The following is a 17,674-nucleotide window of genomic DNA, read 5'->3' as shown; positions in this document are numbered from 1 at the left end:
ACTCTCAACGTTTCCAATAGGCGGGATGCCAGGAGAGCGTCAAGCGCTCCAGCACGCGGGAGGCACTGTCGGCGAGCTTGCCGAGCAGGGCGTAGATCAGGATCGAGAGCACGACGACGTCGATCAGCATGAACTCGCGCGCCTGCATCGCCATGTAGCCGAGGCCCGACGAGGCCGCGATGGTCTCGGCGACGATCAGCGTCAGCCACATGATGCCGAGCGCGAAGCGGATGCCGACGAAGATCGAGGGCAACGCGCCCGGGAAGATCACCCGGCGAAACAATTCGCCATCGGTCATGCCGTAGATGCGGCCCATCTCGATCAGCTGCGGATCGACCGTGCGGATGCCGTGCAGCGTGTTGAGATAGATCGGAAAGAACACGCCCAGCGCCACCAAGAACAGCTTTGCGCTCTCATCGATGCCGAACCACAGGATGACCAGCGGGATCAGCGCCAGATGCGGCACGTTGCGCACCATCTGGAGCGTGGTGTCGGTCAGCTTTGCCGAGAGCTGCGACAGGCCGTTGGCGAGCCCGAACGCGAAACCGATGCTGCCACCGATCAGGAAGCCGATCGAGGCACGCCAGAACGACACCCAGATGTTGCGGACGAGCTCGCCGGAGAGCAGCAGTTTCCAGCCTGCGAGCACGACGTCGCTCGGCGCCGGCAGCACCCGGGTCGGCACGAAGCCGGTGACGCTCGCGACCTGCCAGATCGCGATGATGGCGAGCGGCACGATCCACTGGACCAGGTCGTCGACGCGCGGCAAACGAATGCTGCGCGGGAACGGAATGCTGTCGATCAGGCTCATGACTGCGACACCCGGTGCTGCGGACGGAAATCGCTGCCGACCGTTTCGCCGAAAGGACCGCCGTTGAAGTGCAGCTTCGTCACGTTTGAGGGTTGCTCCAGCGAGAGCAGCGGGAACACCAGCTCGGCGAAGCGATAGGCCTCCTCCAGATGCGGATAGCCCGACATGATGAAGGTATCGATGCCGAGATCCTGATACTCCCTGATGCGCGCCGCCACGGTCTGGGCGTCGCCGACCAGCGCGGTGCCGGCGCCGCCGCGCACGAGGCCGACACCGGCCCACAGGTTCGGCGCGATCTCGAGCTGGTCGCGCGTGCCGCCATGGAGCTGCGCCATGCGCTGCTGACCGACGGAGTCCATGCGGGCAAAATTCTTCTGCGCCAGCGCGATGGTGTCGTCGCTGACATGCTTGATCAGCTCGCTCGCGGCGCGCCAGGCCGCTTCATTGGTCTCGCGGACGATCACGTGAAGGCGGATGCCGAAGGAGAGTTTTCGCCCGCGCGCGGCGGCGACATCCCTCACCTTCGCGATCTTCTCGGCCACCAGCGCCGGCGGCTCACCCCAGGTGAGGTATTTGTCGACGGTGTCGACGGCGACGTCGATGCCGGCATCCGAGGAGCCGCCGAAATAGAGCGGTGGGCGCGGCGACTGCACGGGAGGAAACAGCAGCTGGCCACCCTCGATGTGGATATGCTTGCCCTCGACGTTGACGGTCTTGCCGGCGAGCAGGTCGCTATAGACGTTGAGGAACTCGCGGGTGACCTCGTAGCGCTCGTCATGGCCGAGGAAGATGCCGTCGCCCTTGTTCTCGACGGGATCACCGCCGGTGACGACATTGACGAGAAGGCGGCCGTTCGAGATGCGATCGAGCGTCGCCGTCATGCGCGCCGCCACGCTCGGCGATTGCAGGCCGGGGCGGACGGCGACCAGATAGCGCAGCCGCTCGGTGAATGGCGCGACGCTGGAGGCAACGATCCAGGAATCCTCGCAAGACCGCCCGGTCGGCAGCAGCACGCCGAAATAGCCGAGCTGATCGGCGGCCTGTGCGATCTGGCGCAGATAGTTGAAATTGACCTCGCGGCCGCCGATGCCGGTGCCGAGATAACGGCCGTCGCCGTGGGTCGGCAGGAACCAGAGGATGTTGGCGTTCGCTTGCTTGCTCATCTTGCTGCTCATGTTCCTGGTTTGCGCGCCACGTCGGAAATCTTGAGTGCCTTCGGGATCAGACCCAGCGCGAAAAACGCGTCGGCGACCTGCTGCTGGTCGGCGATGACGGCATCCGTGATCGGCTTGATGCCGTAGGACTGCCGCTTCAACGCGACCTCGACCACGGGGACCGACAGACCGATCGATGGCGCCAGCTGCTCGGCCACCGCATGGATGTCGCCCTTGGCCCAATCGTCGACAGTGCTGAGCTCGGCGAGCACGGCGTCGACGATCTTCGGATTGGCTTCGAGAAATTTCCTGGAGGAGAAATAGAACTGGTAATTGGCGACGATGCCGGTGCCGTCGGCGAGCGTGCGCGCGCCCGTGGCCGCCTCCGCCGCGGCCTGGAACGGATCCCAGATCACCCAGGCATCGACCGCGCCGCGCTCGAAGGCGGCGCGCGCGTCGGCCGGCGCCAGGAACACCGGCTCGATCTCGGAATACTTCACGCCCGCCTTCTCCAGCGCCTTGACCAGGAGGTAGTGGACGTTGGAGCCCTTGTTGAGCGCGACCTTCTTGCCCTTGAGCTCGGCGACCGATTTGAGCGGGCTGTCCTTCGGCACCAGGATCGCCTCGCCCTTCGGCGCCGGCGGCTCATAGGCGACATACTGGATCGGCGCGCCGGCGGCCTGCGCAAAGATCGGCGGGGCTTCGCCGGTGTTGCCGAAATCGATCGCGCCGACATTGAGCGCCTCGAGCAGCGGCGGGCCCGACCGGAATTCGGTCCACACCACCTTGTAGCCGGCGGCAGCGAGCTTCGGCTCCAGCGTGCCCTTGCTCTTGAGCAGCACCAGCTTGCCGTATTTCTGGTAGCCGATGCGGACCACCTTGTCCTGACCATAGGAGGTGCCGACGGCGGCGGCGACGATGCCGATCGACAGCACGATGGCTGCGATCACGCGTTGAATGATACGCCTCATGTTCAAACCCTTTTAGATGGGAAGGCTGGTCGGCACGATCAGGTCGCCGGGTTGCGCCAGACGATGTCGCGGATCGCAATCGGCTTCGGAATCAGGCCGAGCCTGTGGAAACAGTCAGCGACGCCCTGCTGGGTCGCGATGATGTCGTCGGTGACCGGGCCGACCACGAAGTTCGCGCGATTGGCCGCAACGGTCTGAATGTCCAATGGGACGCCGGTGATCGCGGCGAGCGATTTGGCGACCTCGTCGCGATGCTGCTCCGCCCATTTACCCGCCGCGGTCGTCACATCGACGATCTGCTGCAGGATGAGGCCGTGGTTCTTCGCAAACTCGCGGTTGGCGATGTAGAAGGAATTGGTCTTGGTGACGTCGCGCGCGTTGATCAGGATGTGCCCGTTCTGCTTGGCCTCGCCAATCGCAAAATAAGGATCCCAGATCGCCCAGGCGTCGATGCTTCGATTGGCGAAGGCCGGGCCGGCGTCCGGCGGCGTCAGGTAGACCGGAGTGATGTCGGCATAGGTGAGGCCGGTCTTTTCCAGCGTCTGCACCACGATGTTGTGGGCGCTCGAGCCTTTGGTGAAGCCGATGCGCTTGCCCTTCAGCTCGGCGATCGAACGGATCGGCGATTCCTTGGGCACCAGAATGCCCTGGCCGATGGTGATGGGCTGGCCGGCGGCATAGACGATCGCGGCGCCTGCGGCTTGCGCGAACACGGGCGGGGAATCGCCGACCGCGCCGTAGTCGACGCTGCCGACATTCATCGCCTCCATCATCGGCGGGCCGGAGGAGAACTCGACCCATTTCACATCGATGCCTCGTGGAGCGAAATGTTCTTCCAATGCCGCTTGCTGACGCGTGATGACTAGCACGCCATTCTTCTGGTAGCCGATACGAACTTCCTTCAGTTCGGCCTGCGCAACGACGCGTGGCGCAATTGAAGCGGCGACTGCTGTTCCAACAGAAAATTTGATAAACTCACGACGCCTCATCACCAATACCGCATGCTCATGGCCGCAAGGTCATTGCGATGCAGGAATGATGGTGTGACTTGTGCGAAGTGTCGAGTAACCAGGAAAAATAGCAATGCAGCTGCTGTCGCACAGGTCAATCGCGCGCCATTCGTTTCGATGGTGAGATGGCCGGGGGTTTATTCTTACCGGTCACCAGAGACGAAGAAGATTGTTGAACGTACAAGAGAGTCAGCACCTTGCATGACCATGACTGCAGCAGCGCTGCGTGGTGTGAAGCCTAGCGCATTGTCCGTTGAATAATTTTCTCGCGAGGACAATGGCGGCAATTGATTTGTTTCCGGACCAAGACGTTTTGCGCATGAGCTTGCCAAGCTCGTCTTGAAGCTTTCAAAGAATTTGGATTTCGCCTGCTCATAATTTACCGTTTCGCGCAAACGGCGACCGCACAAGGACATTCAAACCGAATCCTTGCACGCTTCGGTGCCGCCGTTCATCTCGATTGGATCCAGAAAGGAGGCCTCGACTTAGCTTTCGCTTCGCGACGCGATGCTTCCCACTCCGCGCTTTTCATGAGCGAGAGCAGCGAAGGGCTGAACGTTGGCGCGCACTTCTACTATCTCCGCGCAAATGGCCCGATTCGAAGCAGCGTGACATCGCCACGTCGTCAAGCGGGCGGAAGCTTGTTCACGCAGGGTGGGCGTGGCGGCCCGATGGCGCAGAGTGGAACACACGTGGTCAAGGGCTTCCTAGATCAACATCGAAGCTTGGAGCGTCAGCGCAACACCGTCGTTCACGTTCGGGCAAGATAAGCACAGTCCCAGGGAAATAGTCGCAGGCGCACGCTGATAGGAATGGTAGCGCTACCTGGCGATGACGAATTCCACCCTCACGCCGCCCTCCAGTTGGCGGGTTCTGGTCGTCATGGCATCTGTTGCGACTTGACAGGCGATAATGCTTTCGAAGAGATGCCCGATCGCGAATAGGTTGATGCGAGCGTCTATGATCAAGTCAGAACTCGTTGAGCGTATCTCGGCCCGCAATCCGCACCTTTCAGCGCGATGTCGACAAAATCGTGGGGGCAATTCTCGGCGCGATCGTGGCTGCGCTGGCGCGTGGAGATCGGGTTGAGCTTCGTGGCTTCGGAGTCTTTTCTAGCAAGCAACGGCGGGCTCGCATGAGCAAAAATCCGCGAACGGGCGAGCTTGTGCAAGTCGATAAGAAGCGCTTTCCGCTTTTCAAGGCAAGCAAGGAAATGCACGAACGCTTGAACGGCGACGGGAAAGCGGAGACGATCACTTTGGTGTCCAAGGCGGTCTAAGTGGCCGGGGCGAGCACCCAGTGTGGTTAAGAAGCAACGTTAATGTTGTTCATGCAGCCGGGCAAGTGGCACGGTCATCGCCGACAATGTCAAGATCAATCCAACTTACGTCATTGAACGCCACAAATTCTTAAAGCCGGGCTTGGGCGGTCCCTCGCCCAGCTCCTGCATGCCGCGATCGACCTGGGGATCGCACGAGCCTCCTTTGCGGAGGTCGTAAGCCTTGCACGATCGGCCTCGCGCCCCTGGATCGACAGTGGCATCGAGCGCGCGCAGGACGATCCACATACGATTGCGGCGCTCGGCGACCCCCAGATCCGGGTGCACTCGGCAAATGGGATGGTTGAGCGTGCCGCCCGGATCCTGGATGGCGTCCGCGTCAACCCTTCCGAAGCGAGACGTTGCGCGCGCCTCGGTGGCGGTTGCCGAAGCCAAGGTGCTGGCCAACGACGTGGCGTTGTTTGCCTCCCCGAAGCTATTCGAGTTTGGCGGAGCGAGCAGCGCGCGCACGAGCTTCAATTTCGATCGCCATTGGCGGAATGCGCGGACACACACGCTGCACGATCCTGTCCGATGGAAATATCATCTCATTGGCAATTACCTGCTGAACGGCAAGAACCCACCACTGCACAACTGGGCGTAGGAGCCGTTAATCTAACAAAGCTTCGCGCCCTCCCTTGGTATACCACGGCCGCAGCTCGACACGGTTGAGGGGGCCCGCTCGCTCCAGGTTCTCGATCTGGTATCGCAGGCAATTGTCATGGCAACGTCCAAAGACAGCCTGCCGAAGACAAACAGCGTAAGCCTCGTCGCCGTGCGCTGACCATTCCAATGAGATATCTCGCTGCGTTTCGGCAGCAAGACGATTTTTATATGCTCATCTTTAGATTGTCATATATCGGCGCGATGATCATCTCGCGAACTGGCAGGAGGGGCTGATGGGTAGAATCACGCGCGCGGTTGCCTATTGCAACAATGAGGTCGCCTTCATCGCCTGGGACGTCGACGAGATGCTCCCCGGCTGCCTAGGTTTCGATATCGTCCGGATTTATCCCGAGACCGGTGAACGCCGCGCTCTGTCGGCCTGGGTGCCATTTGAAGGCCAGCACAATCACGGCTGGAAGGAGCAGGATACAGGGGTCTGGCCCGTTCAGAAGACCAACTGGCGCGACCTGACCCTGCGGAAACGACGGGACCGGGCCGAGCGGCGTCCCGACAATGTGCGCGTCAAGTACGAGATCCGCCCAGTCGGGCGAATGGCGGACGGTCTAGACCCGGTGCCGGTGCGGCAGAAAAAGACCTATGATGGGCCCGTGATTTCCCTTGGTTATCTTGGTCCGGCCGTCGAGACCAATGAGATTGTCGTTACGTCCGACTACGGGGACGTGAAGGCGGCCTTCAACAATGGGATCATTGCCGGCCAGTGGCTGCGCCATGCGATCGAGGAGCAGAACAAGGCCTTCAACAAGGATGTCCTGATCGCCGAGGTGCAGGATCAGCACAGCACGATACGGGAGTATCTGTCAGGCGATCTCATCGCGTTTCTCAAGAGCATGATCGATCGCGCGCTTGACGAGGGTGGCCAGGTGCTGCTCGCGCTCTATGAGCTGGACGATTCCGAATTGATTGATCTGCTCATTCGCAATAAGTCGATCGTCAGGATCATTCTTTCGAACTCGAGCGCCGACCGCGAAACAGGCGATTGGGACAAGCGCAATTCACCGGCACGCGCCACCCTCAAGGCTGCCAGGGTCGAGGTCCAGAACCGGCTCTTCAACAACCGGCATATCGGTCACAACAAGTTTGCGGTCTATCTGGACAAGCACGGAGACGCCAAGGCCGTCATGACCGGCAGCACCAATTGGACTTCGCTGGGGCTGTCCGGGCAGACCAACAATTCGATCATTATCGAGGACGCCGCGATTGCCGAAGGTTATCGTGCCTACTGGCAACGTCTGCACGACGACGAGATCGAGGATCCCGACCCTCCCTCGGCGCCGGGAGGCAAGAACGTCCAAGGCGACGATTTACGCCGGGAGGACCAGACGGCCGTCGCCGCAAACCTGGCTTCATCGGCCGCTCAACTATGGTTTTCGCCGAACACCAAGGCCAAGACGCGCAACATCAAGAAGGCGCCACCAGACCTCGATGCGCTGTTCAAACTGATGCAGGACGCCGAGCAGGCCATCTTCTTCCTTGCCTTCTTGCCGGCACGTGGCGGCCTCTACAGCATCATCGAAACGGCGCGACAGGCCGGTGAGACCAGGCCCGATCTGCTGGTGGTGGGCGCCATCAGCGACCCCACGGCGATGCCAGGCTATCAGGCCAAAGAGGCCGAGGATGGCGAGGAGGACGACGAAACGCCCGAAGAGGCCGCGGCGCGTAAGCCCTATGTCTACGACGAGCGCCATACCCACATCGTGCGGGCAAGCAATCTCGGGGCCGGCACGGCGCTTGGCGATTTCGAAGCTGAGATTCTCAAGCTGGGGACGGCCATCGTCCACGACAAGATCGTCGTGATCGATCCGCTATCCGACAACTGCACCGTGGTCACGGGAAGCCACAACCTCGGTTACAAGGCGTCCTACGAAAACGATGAGAACATGCTCATCATCCGCGGCGACAAGCGGTTGGCGCAAGCCTATGCGGTGCATGTGCTGGACGTTTACGACCACTACCGCTATCGCGCCTGGCAGGCGAAGAACAAGCTCGAGGGCAAGCCCGTCTTCTCGGGGCATATTGACCTGAACGACCGCTGGCTCGACCGCTACGTCAACGGGACCAAGGGTGACATCACGCAGTATTTCCTCAAGGGAGATTAGACGTTCGAGGCTGATGTAATCTTATTTTTTCACTTCGGCGGCGTGCGCCGTCATTCATATTTGACACCTCTTTTGAGATCACCACGATGTGGCGACGCCTTATTTCGATTCTTCTTGCCGCCATTGTTGGCGGCGGCGGCCTGCTTGCCTACGTCGCGCTTGCGAACCGCCAATTGTATCTGGCGCCGCTCGTTCTGGTCGTGCTTTCCATGATGCTTACGGCCCTGCCGCTGCTGATCTGCTATGTCCAGACAATTTCGTTGAGCGGCAGTTGGCCAAACTCGACACGCTGAACGACAGGACCGTTTCCGGAACGGCGTTCTTCAAGATCGCTTATGGAACGCTTCAGTCCATCAATCCGGCGACGCTCGATAAATATTACGCCGTGCCAATGCTGACATTCGCATTCGTCATCATCTTCTGCTGGCTCATGACCAACGCTGTGTATTTCAAGCCGGAATACTTCACGCTGCCGAACGTCGTTCTCGGCGGCTTCAGCGTGCTCGATCCCAAGGATACGGAGAATGTTGCGAGCTATCAGCGCGGCACGTTCGTGGCTGGCTGTTTCGGCTTCATCGGCGCCTACATCTATACGAACTGGCGCCTCCTTGATCGCATCAACAACAACGACATCTACCCGATCTCGTTTTACTATTACGCGGCGCGCATGTTGGCCGCCTGTTTCATTGCAGGCGTGATCCGTCACATCGCACCCGAGTATGGTGCGAATGTTTCGGTGATCCTGCTTTCATTCGCAATCGGATTCGTACCCGACATTTTCATCACATCGATCGTACGCCGTGCTTCGCAGGCGGTGAGCGTCCTCAGCGATCAGCCGGATCCCAAGATAGAGACGCTGCCGAGCAACTCCTCGCTGTTGATGATCCTGGGCCTTGATAGGGACAAGATCGACCGTCTTTCCGAACTCTACGTCACCAATGCGGAGGTCCTCGCCTGTCAGAACCCTTTTATCCTTTGGCTGCGACTTCCCTATGAGCTTCTTCTGATCATCAACTGGATCTCGCAGGCTCAGCTCTACCGCGTCATGCGGGACGAGCATTTCGCGAAACTGCGGCAGACGGGGATATGCGGGAGCCTCGATTTCGTGGGCATCGCCTCCTCGGCTGACGCACTGAAGGCGTTGGCCCAGGCCATCAACATGCCGGTCGAACTGGTCCAGGCCGCGATCAACGCACTTGAGTCCGATCCGATCTTCGTCCGCCTGGCCGAAGTGCAGAACGCGTTGCGTCAGCCTTTTCCTTAAGCGCGGGTCGAAACCGAAGCCATCTTTTCAATCATTCATCTGAAGGAGCTCATATATGCGAACGGCTTTCAATCTGGCAGTCTTGGCGTGCGGTGCGATGTTGAGCTGCGCTCACGTCAACAGCGCGTATGCATGGGGCGATGAGGGCCATCAGGTGGTTGCCCTAGTGGCCCAATCGTTTCTGGAGCCTGATGTCCGCAAGCGCGTCAATGCCTTGCTTGCGGCCGATACCGATCCGTTGACCGCCCACGATATTGCTTCCGCCGCGACCTGGGCCGACAAATACCGCGATGCCAACATCGACAATTCCCGCGAGCGTACGCGGCAGTGGCACTTCGTGGACATTGAGATCACAGGACCTAATCTCGACCAGGCATGCTTCAATCACCCGGCGCTACCGAACGGAAAGCCGGCCTCCGAGGGGCCGAAGGATGATTGTGTCGTCGACAAAATTCAGCAATTTGCAGCCGAACTCACCGATCCCGCCACGGACGCGGAAGAACGCGTGGTCGCTCTGAAGTTCCTGCTTCATTTCGTTGGCGACGTGCATCAGCCGTTGCACAGCTCAGACGATCACGACCGAGGAGGCAACGACAAGCGGGTCTCGGCCGCCGGCTTGAGCGCGGGTAATCTCCATCACTTCTGGGACACCGAGTTTGTCGACCAGCTGGGGCCGGACGCCCGCACGATCGCTTCGGATCTGATTGGGCACATCACCAACGCGCAGCAGGCGCAGTGGCAATCTGGCGGCCCCAGGGACTGGGCCAAGGAGGCGTTCGCGATTTCTAAAGCTGACACCTATGGCGAACTTCCCGCGCCCAACCAGCGTGGAAGTTTTCGGTTGAGCGACGACTACGTCACCACGGCGACGAATGATGCTGTGCTGCAGCTCAGCAGGGCCGGCGTCCGCCTAGCTATGATCCTCAATCAGGCGCTACGAAGGCCATAGGACGTCGAGCATCAGGGCACGCCGACGTTAGGGTCGGTCGCCCGGACCGTGTTGTTGAATTTGGTGGGATCGACGCTCTTCTCCTTCGCCCACGCGACGAGGTTCGGCGGACGGTAGGCCGCGTCCGCGCGCCAGCGCTCGAACACCGAGCCGTCGATGGTCTCGTTGATGCGCGACGTCGTGGCCTGCGTTCCCTTCTCCGGCGCCAGGCCGACCGGCCGATAGAAGGGGCGGCTGATGAAGCGGTAGAGGCCCCACGCAAACTCGCGGTAGGAATCCGTAACGGGCGGCGCGACCTGCGAGACGTCGATCGCGACCCGGTCACGGAAGATGAGCCCGAGGCCGGCGGCCTTGTCCATCAGCCACATCAGGGGCCGCTGCGCCAGCGGGTCGCTCGCGTATCCGCCTCCGACGTTCGCGTGCGCTCCGACGAACCAGCGCTGCTCCACGCTGTCGATCCGTCGCTCGGCCGCTCCTTCGTGACCGACCCTATCGGTCCTGGTCCAGAAGGTCGGCTCGAAGTTCTTGCGGTGTTCGTCCAGCGCGAGCGCGTGGAAGGCATATTCGTTGTCGAGCCGCAGATGCGTGTCGAGAAACCGGTACTTGCGGACCTTGCCCGCGGCGCTTGCCAAGGGGAGTCCGAGCGAGCCGACGGTGTCCCACACCCCGACGAACTTTACCTTGGTCGGGCGCGAATACTTGGTCAGCCACTGCTCCTCGATGGATGCGTGTTGCGGCAACGGCTTCGCCGACAGCGATCTGATCGTCGGCGCGTCGTAGATGCGATACCGGGCGTAGAGTTGCTCGATCGACAGCGGCGCACCAAGCTTGAGGACGCCGCACTTGCAAATCAGTCCCGACAGGCTGCGCGCCGTGTATGCACCACGGCTGAACCCGAAGATGAATATCTCATCGCCGTCATCGAAGTTTTGGATCAGCCAAGTATACGCTTCGATGATTTCGTTATCGATGCCCCAGCCCGTGACGCCGCCGTGCGCGGCCTCACCCCGCTGGGTGCCCACGCCTTGACTGTAGTAGACGCGCTGATCGACAGTCTCCGCCGTGAGCGACTTCAGCCGCCACACGTTCGTGTTGTTGTTCAGCGTATTCCAGGTACCGTCCAGAAAGATCGCCAGACGCTTCATATCCGCCCCCGAGATCGGCATTTCCTCAACTTCCGGCGCCCCACCTCGCGAAGGCAGACGGCGTCGAACACAGCCGTTCTACATAGGGCTGCACGATTTTAGCGCAAAATGTATGACAAAGTTATTTTCCTGCCACTACATGTGGATCGCATGCTAAATTTTTGCATCTGGCCCCCCGGACTACCGCGACGGTTGCGTAACAATTAGGGCCGCGATAGAGCGCGATGGCGCTCGCCGCACCGCCGCTGGAGAGTATTTTCCTGACGACGTCCGGGAAAATCGCGCCGCTCGGCTAACGGGTTCTCCCCACCGCTTTCGTAGCTCCTTCATACCGCCGTTGCCCTCGGGTTCTCAGTCCGGAATTTACCAACCAGTTCGGAATTTACCGACCTAATCCGGTCATCTCCCGACAACGACAGTACTGGCATCTTTCAGAGGGTGTCTTTAACCCGACTTTACTCCACAGGGGAGTGGCATCATGGATCTTGAGTCGCTTTCTGCGTTGAACTGTTGAAACTGCATGCGGATATAGCCGAAGAGTTGCGGCGGCGCGGTATTGTTCGCAGCTCAAACAATCCAACCGGCGATTTGGCTGAATACCTGTTTTGTCGTGCGTTTGGCTGGAAGCGATTTGGAAACTCGGAGTCCAGCGTCGACGCTGAGGGAACTGACGGAACGCGCTACCAGATCAAGGGGCGCCGTCTAACGCGGCACAGCAAGTCCCGTCAGCTCTCCGCGATTCGGGAAATGAAGGGCGAACGATTCGATTTCCTTGCTGGACTGCTGTTCTCGGAAGACTATTCAATTCTGAAGGCAGGCCTTATTCCTCATTCAATTGTTCTTGCTGGCGCGACCTTTGTGGAGCGGACCAACAGCCACCGCTTTCTACTTCGCGACAATATGTGGGATATGCCGCGCGTACAGGATGTCACGAGCCGATTGCGCGCGGTGGCTTTAGAGTAAGGCTCGTCGTGAACTTGCTGAAATTTGGAACAACATACCGTCGCAGCGGATCCGGAGTGATAATCCCCGCGAAAGGAGGCCGCGCCGCCACGAAGGAAATGTAAAATCACCGTCAAAACTTCGGCTGGTCTTGTTGATCCCGTTTTTCGGCTGTTCCGGCATCAGAGCAGGACGAGTGCACGCCAACTCGGCGCATAGCTCTATACGCCGCGCGACCTCGGGGCCGCTTTGATCGATGCGATCAGGAAGAGCTCAAATTAATCCAGCTTGCGTTGGGCCAGCTCCATTTCCGCGGCCGGCCAGCCTCAGGCCTCCGGCGCGGTCCGCTCTTGCGCCGCTGCTAGGACCAACGGTCTCGCACTCTGATCCGCCGTGTCCCGACTGAGTTATGAGGACACGCCCCAATCCAGCATCCAGAGTGACTGAGCTATCTCAACGCCAAGCTCTGGCCAGCAGATCATGACGGCCAGCGACAGCAATAATCCGAATCCCGCGAAGAGCACGATCAGCTTTAGGCTTTCAATATCACTTTGAGCTTCGCTGCGCCGCAGTGAGGAGCCTTTTGCAAGGGCGGCCAAATTCTCGTTCATCCAATAGTCTCCAGTACGGATAAAGGAAGGCGAATGTTAGAAGGCGCGACGCCGTGGCGGTGCAATTGGCGATGTCAGTCTACGGCGAAAATTCCAGGCTCGCTTCCTCTGGCCTTGACCACACTTCTGCAAGTATCGCTTGAACCACACTCCCAAGTCCGCCGAACGACCAAGATGCGCCATGCGCAAAACCTCAACGAGGTCGTCTGACATTCTGTAATCCCGCACGGGACCTCTCCAAATCGCATTATGAAAAGAGATATTGAAATAAGCCGATCGACAAGAGCAGTGGGCGACTGCGTACGATGTATTTTGAATACCGTTTAATCGCTCGAAACCGTGTCCCTGGAACCATTGTCGCGCAGCGGGACTTGCCGGGGATTGAGACGCGGCTCGCGATCGCGCGACGTCGATCGTTCCAACGGATCGCGGCCAACCTTCGACTGCAGCTCCGCCAAATCGGTAAAGACGTCAGCCTGACGTCGCAACTCGTCCGCGATCATCGGCTGTTGACTTGAAAGGGTCGAGACCACGGTCACCCGCACGCCGCGGCGCTGCGCCACCTCCATCAGCGAGCGGAAGTCACCGTCGCCGGAGAACAGCACCATCTGGTCGATGTGCTCGGCAAGCTCCATGGCATCGACCGCGAGTTCGATGTCCATGTTGCCCTTGACCCTTGCGGCGGCCCGAGGCGTCGATGAACTCTTTCGTTGCCTTGGTGACCACGGTGTAGCCTTCGATGATGGCGGTGTAATAAATGGCGCGCACCAGATTGCCACGGCTCTGAAATTCCTTGAGCAGGCGCTTGTAGTCGATGTCGAAGCTGAGTGTCTTGGCGGTTGCATGGAGATTGGCGCCGTCGATGAATAGCGCGACCTTGTTCGGGGAGGACATTCGAGCACGAGCCTCAAAATTTGATCTAGGCAATGAACTGATTACGACGCAGCGGCCACTGCTGCCGGCCCGAACCCGATTCGTCCGCCACGACAGCGCTCGATCAAGCCTCCAGCAACTCGCGGCGATCGGTTTCGGTCATCCTGCAGTCTGCCATGCAGCAATCATCAGAGACGCAAGAATAAGCAACAGAATAACGTAGAGCAGAAGTTGAGAGATCAAGTCACCATCACGTTCGAACATTATATCTCCCATCCGCGTTGCCCCTGTTCAGGCTAGACCGGCACGCTGACTTTGCCAGCGCTTTGGGCGCCTTTGCTCCGACCAACACTGCACGAAACGAACGAACAGTCTCCTTTCTCACCCGGGTGTGTCGTCTCGGCTTCACATTGGAGCGTTTCGTTCAACCGATTAATGCAACGAGTCGCAGATTCACGCCCAAATCCTGCATTTGGCTGGCTTCTCCAGTGTATTTCAGCCCCTCCAGCCGAAGACGATGACGACGGCCCGGGCCATGTCTAGATCCGCTGCGGGTATTGTCCTCTACTGGCTAGCGCGATGCGCTCGCTACAATTCGAAGGCGTCGACCTCCTCGTCCGGAAACTTCTCGGCCTTCAGGTCCAACCTGTACCGCGCCTCTTCCAGCGCTCCGGTGATGAGGACGTAGTCTTCGAACGTGCTCGATAAGCTGATGTGCTTCTCGATCAGCTGCCGCAGCTCGTGCCTGAACTGATATTTGCTGACGGTCATTTGTCTTCTCCACGCCAGCCGCGCCGGATCGAGTTCTTTTATCAGCGCGAAGCGTTCGCCGGCCACGCCCTTGGCTCGGCCACCAGCGCTGCAGCGCGGGCCGCAACGCGCATTGCGGCTGACGAACTGCTCCGCCAGTTCTATGACTTTCAAACACGCCATGGTACGACGGAGCCAAAGCAGGCGAGATCAAAATCACAATGCGCTGGATGGCTCAGCTCGAAATGCCTCACAGATTCGCTGCGCCTTTCTCAGGGTTTCCTCGTACTCGGCCTCTGGATCCGACATCGCCGTTATGCCGCTACCCGCATGAAACACGGCCTGATCGCCATCGATCGTAACCGTGCGAATCGCAATGTTCGTGTCCGTGCCCCTTAAAGCCGAGGAAGCCCATCCCCCCGCAATAGACCTCTCGCGCCACACGCTCAATTTCCGTAATGATTTTCATCGCTCGCACCTTAGGTGCCCCGATAATGGAACCGCCAGGAAAGCAAGCTCGAAGAAGAGTGATTGCGTCCTGGTCGCTTCCCAGGTCACCGGTAACGAGGCCGACACGGGAACGCCGGCGCATCCCTCGCCCGCGATTCCGGATACATTCGGGGCCTCGTGACAGCGGGTACCGATCGTGCAAGCGCAATAACGGACGCCCCCTGCGGGAGGTGCGTACGACGCAGGGACTCTTTGCGCTTGATTGAAGGAGCATGGCGTGGGAGGGCAGACAGGTTCCCTCACGGCTCAGCCAGGTCGTAGAAAACTCTTCTACGTCTGCAACATGGGTGATGCACCCGGCGCATCACGTAGCACGTTTCTTGAGGACTACACGCGAGCCATGACGTTGGTACTTATCCACCGGTTGTGTGATGACTTCGACTGTAGATGATCATCTGAGTTGGTATGAGGTTCTGATGAAACGGCCGACTGTCGAGGTTGGCTGCTGCGGTACCAACCGAGTTAATGCTGACGCCCTACGCCTGGGAACATCTGGTCACCTATTGGCGTCTCCTCGACGCAAATACAGAAGGTGCGGACTGGCGAGAAGTTTCAAAGATCGTCCTGCGTATCGACCCGGGCCTTAAGCCGGATCGTGCAAGGCAAGCTTACGACAGCCATCTGGCCCGGGCGCTGTGGATGACCGAGCATGGCTACCGTCACATCATGCGCGGCGACATTCCAAGCCTAAATTGATCCGGGGCACAGGAGTCTTAGGCGCGCGAAGGCGCATCGCCAACTCAAATGGCACCCGGACCGCGTGAGCAATAGCGACCCGAAGGGGGCACGTGGGACGAGTGCGACGACGAGACCGGTTAAAAGGGCACCCGACTGGATGGGGAGTGATAGCGATCGCCGAAGGCGAGCCCCTCCTGCGAGTGCTCCTGCTCCCGGCGAGGAGCACCTTGTGGCTGCGGCGTCGGTCTTTGCGGGCTCACGTCAAGCGAGGCTAGCGGAACATTGGTGCCGACGCCAACATTGCCGCTTGTGTCCAGGCGCAGACGTTCGGTACTGCCGGTCACAATGACAATGTTACTGTCGCTGGATTTCCAATGCCGGAGTTCAGGTCGCTGGTGAACAGGCCCGCACCGCCGGACTGAGCGCGGAACACGGCATTGTTCGTAATCCCGCCGAGCGAAGTTTGTCCGCGCGCATGAATGATGCAGTCCAGCGGTCAGCGGTGGCGAGCGAGCGCATTAGGTTGCGCTGACCCGCGCCGCATTTTGCTGCAACTGAGACGATGTCCCGTCCATCACTCGTCGCGCGAATAACTAACCACGCATAAAACCACCGGTCTTGGACCAGAATTTGAAGTAAACAGGTGGGCGCTCTGCGCCATTATCTATCATTTCGTACCTTTGGATCCCGGTCATACGCGGCACATCGATCAAAGACACCGGCTTTCGCTGTTTTGCTTGCGTATCGCGTGCTATTCCCAACTGATATTGCCGTGGCCGACTGCACAGCGGTGTAGTGGTGCGCAGAGCTAGTTTGTGACGGCGCCACCGCAAGCCATCGAGCCTTCTATGGATACGGCTCTGCGACGCCAATGCTCCGATAGCCTCTCCTAGTTAGTACGTTTCGTGCCATAGCAAGCTTTTCATTCAGACTGAGGCCGGTTGTGATAGCTTAGGTACATACTCTTCTATGTTCGTCCGGCGACTTGCCAGCAGAGGTTTTGGCGCTGCAGATCATCAGCCAAAGCTGCGCCGCGCTGTATCGAGCTGGCGCTCCCATTATCCCAAGACTGGAAATTCGCTCTACCGATGCTCAAAACGCAGGTTCTCAAGTTCAAACTCGCCGTATTCCGGTTTGCGACCGACGCTTCCCTCGCCTCTACCACCTGGAGTGGCCCCGAACTGGATCAGCCGAAGGTGCAGCCCTTGGACTCTAGCACCTTGCCGATGCCCGAGAGCTCGAGGATGTTCCCGCCGGCCTTGAGCGCCTGAATCAAGCCGGCTTCCTTCTCCTCGCGCGCCGCAGACTTGACGCAGGCGTCGGCAATGTTCTCCTTGGGCACGATCACGACGCCATCATCATCCGCGCTGACAATGTCGCCGGGACGAACGGCAATTCCGCCGATGACGATCGGCTGATTGATGGTGCCGAGGGTCTCCTTGACGGTGCCCTTCATGCAGAGGCCGTAGGAGAAGACGTTGAAGCCGGTGTTGCGCACCGCGAGGCCGTCGCGAACGCCGGCATCCGTGACCAGACCGACGATGCCCCTGGCGACGCAGGCCGTCGCCAGCACCTCGCCGAAGCCGCCCTGCTCGGGATGATCGCCCGCGCTCACCACGAGCACGTCGCCGGGCCTCGCCAGCGAGATCGCCGTGATCAGCATCATGTTGTCGGCGGGATGGCAGCTCACGGTCAGCGCCGGCCCGCAGGCGCGCATCCCGGAATAGATCGGCTTGATGCGGGAAGTCAGCGCGCCCGATCGCCCCTGCGCCTCGTGAAGGGTGGACGGAGGAAACTTCTTGATGCGCTCGACAAGCTCGGCGGCGGGCCGATCGAATGTCCTGATCACATGCACCATGATAACCTCCTTGCGGTCGCGATCTCCGTTACACCTCCATAACCAAC

General features: G+C 59.9%; 15 protein-coding genes and 4 pseudogenes. 8 read left to right on the top strand and 11 right to left on the bottom strand.

Annotation, left to right across the window (positions count from 1 at the left end; translation table 11 throughout):
- Nucleotides 1-4 precede the first annotated feature (4 nt).
- The 5 genes from ssuC to ACR9YP_RS12370 all read right to left on the bottom strand — a co-directional run bounded on the left by ssuC (nt 5) and on the right by ACR9YP_RS12370 (nt 4,362).
- Nucleotides 5-811 (bottom strand): aliphatic sulfonate ABC transporter permease SsuC, encoded by an 807-nt coding sequence (ssuC, locus tag ACR9YP_RS12390; RefSeq protein WP_474219974.1) that lies wholly within the window; start codon nt 809-811, stop codon nt 5-7.
- Entirely contained in the window at nt 808-1,986 is a 1,179-nt protein-coding gene (gene ssuD, locus ACR9YP_RS12385) for an FMNH2-dependent alkanesulfonate monooxygenase (RefSeq protein ID WP_474219972.1), read from the bottom strand. Before ssuD ends, ssuC begins: the two co-directional genes overlap by 4 nt.
- Nucleotides 1,983-2,936 carry a sulfonate ABC transporter substrate-binding protein gene (locus tag ACR9YP_RS12380; protein ID WP_474219971.1) on the bottom strand — a complete coding sequence of 318 codons (954 nt, stop codon included), beginning with the start codon at nt 2,934-2,936 and terminating at the stop codon, nt 1,983-1,985. Before ACR9YP_RS12380 ends, ssuD begins: the two co-directional genes overlap by 4 nt.
- 38 nt (nt 2,937-2,974) lie before the next feature.
- Nucleotides 2,975-3,925 (bottom strand): aliphatic sulfonate ABC transporter substrate-binding protein, encoded by a 951-nt coding sequence (locus tag ACR9YP_RS12375; protein WP_474219970.1) that lies wholly within the window; start codon nt 3,923-3,925, stop codon nt 2,975-2,977.
- Between the two features lie 164 nt (nt 3,926-4,089).
- The gene (locus tag ACR9YP_RS12370; RefSeq protein WP_474219969.1) at nt 4,090-4,362 is read right to left on the bottom strand and encodes a hypothetical protein; all 273 of its coding nucleotides are present in this window, start codon (nt 4,360-4,362) and stop codon (nt 4,090-4,092) included.
- A 544-nt stretch (nt 4,363-4,906) separates the two neighbouring features.
- Here ACR9YP_RS12370 and ACR9YP_RS12365 point away from each other — a divergent pair.
- The 6 genes and pseudogenes from ACR9YP_RS12365 to ACR9YP_RS12340 all read left to right on the top strand — a co-directional run bounded on the left by ACR9YP_RS12365 (nt 4,907) and on the right by ACR9YP_RS12340 (nt 10,260).
- A pseudogene (locus ACR9YP_RS12365) lies at nt 4,907-5,225 on the top strand (integration host factor subunit beta).
- 126 nt (nt 5,226-5,351) lie between these two features.
- Nucleotides 5,352-5,537: pseudogene (locus tag ACR9YP_RS12360) on the top strand (hypothetical protein); the annotation flags it as partial.
- A gap of 22 nt (nt 5,538-5,559) precedes the next feature.
- A complete protein-coding gene (locus ACR9YP_RS12355) occupies nt 5,560-5,868 on the top strand; it encodes a hypothetical protein (protein ID WP_474219967.1) in 309 nt (102 codons plus the stop codon).
- A gap of 295 nt (nt 5,869-6,163) precedes the next feature.
- Nucleotides 6,164-8,047, top strand: coding sequence for a phospholipase D-like domain-containing protein (locus ACR9YP_RS12350; RefSeq protein ID WP_474219965.1), 1,884 nt, complete (start codon nt 6,164-6,166; stop codon nt 8,045-8,047).
- Nucleotides 8,048-8,135: 88 nt separating this feature from the next.
- On the top strand, nt 8,136-9,311 hold the full coding sequence (locus tag ACR9YP_RS12345; protein ID WP_474219964.1) for a hypothetical protein: 1,176 nt from the start codon (nt 8,136-8,138) through the stop codon (nt 9,309-9,311).
- Nucleotides 9,312-9,366: 55 nt separating this feature from the next.
- A complete protein-coding gene (locus ACR9YP_RS12340; protein WP_474219962.1) occupies nt 9,367-10,260 on the top strand; it encodes a S1/P1 nuclease in 894 nt (297 codons plus the stop codon).
- A gap of 11 nt (nt 10,261-10,271) precedes the next feature.
- Here the strand turns inward: ACR9YP_RS12340 and ACR9YP_RS12335 are convergent, their stop codons facing one another.
- Nucleotides 10,272-11,405 carry a DUF2235 domain-containing protein gene (locus ACR9YP_RS12335; protein WP_474219961.1) on the bottom strand — a complete coding sequence of 378 codons (1,134 nt, stop codon included), beginning with the start codon at nt 11,403-11,405 and terminating at the stop codon, nt 10,272-10,274.
- A gap of 510 nt (nt 11,406-11,915) precedes the next feature.
- Between ACR9YP_RS12335 and ACR9YP_RS12330 the strand changes: the two genes are divergently transcribed.
- A complete protein-coding gene (locus ACR9YP_RS12330) occupies nt 11,916-12,368 on the top strand; it encodes a hypothetical protein (RefSeq protein WP_474219959.1) in 453 nt (150 codons plus the stop codon).
- A 386-nt stretch (nt 12,369-12,754) separates the two neighbouring features.
- On the opposite strand, the gene ACR9YP_RS12325 is transcribed toward ACR9YP_RS12330, so the two are convergent.
- The 4 genes and pseudogenes from ACR9YP_RS12325 to ACR9YP_RS12310 form a co-directional block, all read right to left on the bottom strand.
- On the bottom strand, nt 12,755-12,958 hold the full coding sequence (locus ACR9YP_RS12325; RefSeq protein ID WP_438101782.1) for a hypothetical protein: 204 nt from the start codon (nt 12,956-12,958) through the stop codon (nt 12,755-12,757).
- Between the two features lie 323 nt (nt 12,959-13,281).
- Nucleotides 13,282-13,852, bottom strand: a pseudogene (locus ACR9YP_RS12320) (LabA-like NYN domain-containing protein).
- A gap of 567 nt (nt 13,853-14,419) precedes the next feature.
- Nucleotides 14,420-14,764, bottom strand: a complete 345-nt coding sequence (locus ACR9YP_RS12315) for a hypothetical protein (protein WP_474219958.1) — start codon at nt 14,762-14,764, stop codon at nt 14,420-14,422.
- 33 nt (nt 14,765-14,797) lie between these two features.
- Nucleotides 14,798-15,173: pseudogene (locus ACR9YP_RS12310) on the bottom strand (chorismate-binding protein).
- Between the two features lie 347 nt (nt 15,174-15,520).
- Between ACR9YP_RS12310 and ACR9YP_RS12305 the strand changes: the two are divergent.
- Nucleotides 15,521-15,787: a DNA -binding domain-containing protein gene (locus ACR9YP_RS12305; RefSeq protein WP_474221051.1), complete on the top strand. Its 267-nt coding sequence runs from the start codon at nt 15,521-15,523 to the stop codon at nt 15,785-15,787.
- Between the two features lie 1,168 nt (nt 15,788-16,955).
- Here ACR9YP_RS12305 and ACR9YP_RS12300 read toward each other — a convergent pair.
- The gene (locus ACR9YP_RS12300; protein WP_474219957.1) at nt 16,956-17,627 is read right to left on the bottom strand and encodes a 4-carboxy-4-hydroxy-2-oxoadipate aldolase/oxaloacetate decarboxylase; all 672 of its coding nucleotides are present in this window, start codon (nt 17,625-17,627) and stop codon (nt 16,956-16,958) included.
- Between the last annotated feature and the right edge of the window lie 47 nt (nt 17,628-17,674).

Source organism: Bradyrhizobium sp. BR14999 (genome assembly GCF_056106085.1).
The sequence above is the reverse complement of the archived record's forward strand: the minus strand, read 5'-3'. Positions and strand labels throughout refer to the sequence as shown.